This is a genomic window from Rhodothermales bacterium, assembly GCA_034439735.1.
In the GTDB taxonomy this organism is placed as follows: Bacteria; Bacteroidota; Rhodothermia; order Rhodothermales; family JAHQVL01; genus JAWKNW01.
The window spans coordinates 1-5,765 of sequence record JAWXAX010000253.1 but is presented as its reverse complement, the minus strand read 5'-3'; the positions used below and the strand labels follow the sequence as shown (position 1 = coordinate 5,765).

Below are 5,765 nucleotides of genomic sequence, written 5' to 3'. Positions count from 1 at the left end.
GCGCCAGCGCTGGCGCAAGCGTGGTGAGGGTGCGGGTGAAATCGCGACGGGTCATGGGAAATGGGTTGAATGACGGTAGGGGTCCGCCGAAAAGATCTGTTTCTTTTACATACTTTACAACGATTTTTCACGTTGTTGATGTTGTTGGCGGGGTTAATCATCAGCTTGACGTCCCATACCTCATACCGTGCCCCGCGCCGCGCGCGCCTACTGCCCTTTTGTATGGATTCAGTGCGACGAATTGGAATTGGAGTGATCGGCCTCGTGTGGCTATTGGTGGGTATTCATCCCTCGACTGTGAGCGACGCTCGTGCACAGGCCGGCACCTTTTTTAACCAGCGAGACGACACCTACCCGCTCCTGGGTCTCCGCCGCGCGAAGGAAGCCTACGACACGCAGCGCGCCGAATACGAGCGCCAGCAGGGGCTATTCGATAAAAACTTGATCTCGCGCAGCGCGCTCGACCAGGCCTTTCGCAACTACTCGGAGGCCGAGGTCAACTTCCAGCAGTCGCTCCTGGCTGTCATCTTCGAACAACAGTACATCGTCGTCTCTCGCGCCCTGAAATACCAGCGGCAGGATGGTCGCAAGGGGGTCCGCATTACGCTCGAAAACGCCTCGCGTGGCAGCGGAGAGTACGAAAAGCTGATCGGGATCCAGGATTCGCTTTTTGCGCTCCTCACGCCGGACATCATCAATAACGTCTACGTATCCCTCCTGAACGACGACAACGCGATCGTCAGCCAGCCCTACGAACACAAAATCGACCGGCTGGTGTTCGGGCAGCCGGCGACCGTGTCGTTCGAGCTGCTCCAGGATCTGGACGCCGTCTCGGTCAGCCTCATCTACGGCAATGGCGTCCAGCAAAGCCGCAAGATCTTTCTGCAGAAGGATGCGTCGGAGAACATTCTGGCCATCAAGCCCGAGCAGTTCTCGCAGGAGGTGGAGTTAAGCGGGACCACCGACTTCAAGATGTCGCTCGAGCTGTTCAGCAGCGACGCCAATACCTTCGCGCTGGAGGCCGTCAACCTGCCGGCCGAGATCAACCGCTACTTCGTCGATCCCGCGACGGACAATCGCCTCAGCCAGTTCCAGTTCACCGAGGGCGTTAACACGCGGCAGGCCGCACTGCGCATCTTTTTGCCCGAGCGCCCCACGGACAACGTGCGGATCGACGAACGCATCTCGTTTTACGCCCTCGCCATCCCCCGGGACCGGATCGAGGCCATCGGGCCGCTCGCCGGCCGGCAGATGACGGAGGAGGAGATCCGCGCATTGAACGTGGGCTACGCCCGGCTGGAGCTTGTGCCGCGTGGCATCGGCGAGATCCTCGTCCGGGCCCAGCAGCTGTTTTTTTCGATCAAGCCGGACGAGGAGGTCGTCTTTAACGTCGAGGTCGTCAACGAGGGCACGCGCGCGCTCAACAACGTGAGGATCGAGGCGGATCCGCCGCTGAACTGGACGGAATCGATCGAGCCGGCCGTCATCCAGTCGCTCGACATCAACGAGGAACTGCGCGTCCAGCTCCGCTTCACGCCGGCGCCGGACGTTGCCCCCGGGCGCTACGAAGTGCGCATCCGCACGACCTCGCTGTCGGACGAACTGCCCATCCGCGGCGAAGACAAGACGGTGTCGATCCAGGTCGAACCCAAAGCCAACGTCGTCGGCACCCTCATCATCGTGCTACTCATCGTCGGCCTCGTCGTAGGCATCGTCGTTTTCGGCATCCGGCTTTCAAGAAGGTGACCCTTCGACTTCCCCCCATCGCTAATCACTAATCACGAATCGCTAATCACTAATCGCTACTCATGGAATCTCCCGCCCGCCCCATGATCGTCGCCGATCGCCTCAGCAAACGGTATGAAGACGGCCAGCTCGCGCTGGACGACGTCAGCTTCACGGTGAATACCGGCCAGATCTTCGCGATGCTGGGCGGCAACGGCGCCGGCAAAACGACCTGCATCAACATCTTCCTCAACTTCGTCGAGCCCTCGGGCGGCGAGGCCCGCATCAACGGGGTCGTCACGCACAAGGAGCCGCTGAAAGCGAAAGCGCTTGTGGCCTATGTCTCCGAAAACGTGATGTTGTACCCCAACTTCACGGCGATGCAGAACCTGGATTTCTTTGTGCGCCTCGGCGGCAAGAAGGACTATACGAAGGACGATTACCGCCAGGTGCTGCTCCGCGTCGGCCTCCAGGAAGAGGCCCACGACAAGCGGCTGAAGGGATTTTCGAAGGGGATGCGTCAGAAATGCGGCATCGCGGTCGCCATCCTGAAAAACGCGCCGGCGATCCTGCTCGACGAGCCCACCAGTGGCCTCGATCCCAAAGCAGCGTACGAGTTCACCCACCTGCTCCAGTCGCTCCGCGAGGAGGGTAAAGCCATCCTGATGTCCACCCACGACATCTTCCGTGCCCGCGAGATCGCGGATGTCGTAGGCATCATGAACCGGGGCCGACTGGTGATGCAACGCTCACACGACGAGCTGGCGGGGGAGGACCTCGAAAAGCTCTATGTCCAGTACATGGCCGGCTACATGGATCAGGCCGCCTGAGTTCAGTTTTTCTCATCGCCCTTATCCGGACACGCCGTGTCGTTTTCCCGCTTTATCGCCGTGTCCGTCGCGGCCTTCTTCCTTCTGACCCCTGCGTTCGCCCAGGACGCCGCCTTCCGCGGACGGGTCATCGACACCTCGGACGGCTTGCCGCTCCAGGGCGTTAACGTGGTGCTCTACGCCGGCGAAGCGCTCTACCGCGGCGCCGTCACCGACGCCGACGGGCTGTTTTTCCTCTCCCGGCTCACCCCCGGCGCGTACGAGGTCCGTGTCTCGTTCATCGGCTACGAGACCCAGCGAGACACGATCGCGCTCGCGGGCGGGCAGGTCCTCGAACGGAATACGACCTTATCGCCCGGCAGTGGAGCACTCGATGAGGTGCTTGTGGAAGGCGAGCGCTCCGCCGGCGTCGCGCGCATCACGGCCGGCTTGCAGACGATCCGGGCGGAAGAACTGGAGCGGGTGCCGTCGCCAGACCTCTCGGGCGACCTCGCGTCGTACCTGACCACGCTCCCGGGCGTCATCACCTCCGGCGACCGTGGCGGGCAGCTGTTTATCCGCGGCGGCGAGCCGGCCCACAACCTGGTGCTGCTGGATGGGATGACTATCTACCAGCCCTTCCACATCCTGGGGTTCTATTCGGCGTTTTCGGCGGACATCCTCCAGCGGGCCGACGTGTACGCCGGTGGCTACGGAAGCAAATATGCCGGCCGTGTCTCGTCGGTGATGGACATCTCCAGCCGCAGCGGCAACCTGCGCGAACACGTCCGCTCGTTCTCGGTCTCGCCGTTTGTCAACGCCCTGCGCGTCGAAGGGCCGCTCGCGAAGGACAGGCTCTCGTTCATCGCCTCCGTCCGCCAGTCGGTCATCGACCGCTTCGCATCCACCTACATCAACCAGCCGCTGCCGTATAAATTCGGCGACCTCTTCGGCAAGGCGCACCTGAAGGTGAGCGAAAACCACCAGCTAACCGTGACGGCGCTCCGCACGTACGACCGCGGCGCGCTCGACAACGTCGAGGCGGTTGGTGGCGACGAAGTGCGGTGGAACAATACGGCCGTCGGCGGGCGCTACCTCGTCACCCCGCGCCGTAGCCCCGTCCTGGCCGAGTTTCTGTTTTCGGTCTCGCAGTATCGGATCGAGGCCGGGCCCCGCGACAACCCCGACCGATTCTCGTCGCTCGGCAGCTTCAACGCCGGCATCAACCTGGTAGCCTACGTCGGGAAGTCCGACATCAGCTATGGCAGCTACCTGCGCACGACCACTATCGACACCGAACTCGGCGGGCTCTACCAGAACCTGAGCCTGAAATCCGCCCGGCTGCCCAAACTCGGATTTTACCTGGAGCCAAATATCCATCTGGGGGGAGGATGGTGGATCCGCCCCGGGGGGACGGTCCAGTTTTTTGACCAGTTCGGGTTTTTTGCCGAGCCACGATTCAGGGCGTTATGGCAGGCCGGCGCGCATCAGGTAAGCCTCGCCGCCGGCCGCTACCACCAGGAACTCACCGGCCTCAACGACCGCCGCGACGCCACCAACGTCTTCACCGCCTGGAGCGACGCGCCCTTTGGCGAGCTCACTCGCGCTACCCACGCCATCGCCGGGTATCAGGTAGATGTCAACCGCTCCGTGCGCCTTGCCGCCGAGGCCTATTTCAAGGATCTGGACAACCTCTACATCTCGGAGTGGACGCCGCTGCCGCGGTTCACGACCAACCTGCAACGCGCCGATGGACTGGTGCGCGGGGCCGATTTTCGGCTCGAAATCGACCGGCCGGCGTGGTCGGCTTACGTCACCTACGGCCTTTCCTCGGTCACCTACGACGCGCAACAGGAAGAGCTCGCGCTCTGGTTTGGCAGCACCACCATCAATTTTCGCCCGCCCCACGACCGCCGGCATCAGATCAATGCCCTCGTGCAAACCGAAATCGCCGGCTTCGATGTCTCCGTTCGCTGGAATTTTGGCTCCGGCCTGCCCTTTAACCAGGTGCAGGGCTTCGACGCCTTCGTGTTGCTTAATGGCAATGTCGACGTGGAATCCGAGGCCGGCGTCCGCCGCGTAATCTACGACCGGCCCTACGGCGGCGTGCTGCCGGCGTACCACCGGCTGGATGTGTCGGTCGACCGTGAGATTCCGTTTAAGGGCGGGACGTTCACGGCCCAGGCCGGCGTGCTCAATGCGTACGACCGGACCAACCTCTTCTCGCTGGACCTCTTCACGCTGAAGCAGACTAACCAGCTACCCATCGTCCCTATCCTGGGCCTCAAGATCGAATTCTAGGCATGCGAACCCCACGCTCATTTACCTGGCTCCTCCTCGTTGCCTTCCTTTCGCTGGCAGGCTGCGACGAAACGGTCAACCCGTTTGTCGGGCTCGAAGAACCGTACTCGCTTTACGGATACCTGAACCCGCGGGTGAGCCGACAGACGCTCCGTGTCATCCCCATCGAACAACGCATCGACAACGAGCCCTCGGCCTCAATCGACGCCGTCGTGTCCTCGACGCACCTCGCGTCCGGCGAGGTCACCACCTGGCGAAGCACCTTCGTGCAGTTCGATGACAGCACGTTCGGCAACGTGTTCGTAGGTGATTTCAGGCCGGCGTACGGCGAGACGTACCGCGTGGACGTTTCCCGATCCGATGGGGCCACCGCCTCCGCGCAGGTCACCGTGCCCGTGGACATCCGCATCCTTCCCGAACCCAACGCCTCGCCTACGGTGCTGAGCTTTATAGTCGAAAGCACGTCGCTGCCCAACATCGTCCAGGCCGACATGCTCTACGACACCGTACGCCTGCAACCGCTCGCCAGCGGGCTCAATCCGATCCGGTATCCCATCACCCGTTCGTACAGGGGGCAAGAGGAGGCCGGCGACGGCGGATGGCGATTCTTCATCGAGATCGGCGCCGACTATCAGTTCATCAAAAATGAATTCGAGGCGCACTGCCTCACGCGCGATTGGATCGGCGTACGCGCGATGCGCTTCACCGTCTTTATCGGCGACGACGCCTGGGTGCCGCCCGGGGGTGATTTTGACCCGGAGGTGCTCGCTCAACCTGATCTTTTTTCGAACGTCGAAAACGGCTTTGGCTATGTCGGCGCCGGCTACCCGGTCTCCTTCAACGCCATCCAGCCGGCCGCTGTCCTCGGTGCCGTCGGCTTCGCCACTACCGGCCCCTGCGACCCCGCCCGAACCCCACTCACCGACCCGT

Annotated in this window: 4 protein-coding genes; all 4 read left to right on the top strand. The window is 62.5% G+C overall.

Going from position 1 to position 5,765, the window contains the following annotated elements:
- Window positions 1–297 precede the first annotated feature (297 nt).
- Window positions 298–1,746 (top strand): NEW3 domain-containing protein, encoded by a 1,449-nt coding sequence (locus tag SH809_17945; protein MDZ4701599.1) that lies wholly within the window; start codon window positions 298–300, stop codon window positions 1,744–1,746.
- Between the two features lie 62 nt (window positions 1,747–1,808).
- Entirely contained in the window at window positions 1,809–2,555 is a 747-nt protein-coding gene (locus tag SH809_17940) for an ABC transporter ATP-binding protein (protein ID MDZ4701598.1), read from the top strand.
- Between the two features lie 36 nt (window positions 2,556–2,591).
- Window positions 2,592–4,835 carry a TonB-dependent receptor gene (locus tag SH809_17935; protein MDZ4701597.1) on the top strand — a complete coding sequence of 748 codons (2,244 nt, stop codon included), beginning with the start codon at window positions 2,592–2,594 and terminating at the stop codon, window positions 4,833–4,835.
- Between the two features lie 2 nt (window positions 4,836–4,837).
- Window positions 4,838–5,765 (top strand): hypothetical protein (locus tag SH809_17930; GenBank protein MDZ4701596.1); only part of this gene is annotated, 928 nt, incomplete at its 3' end.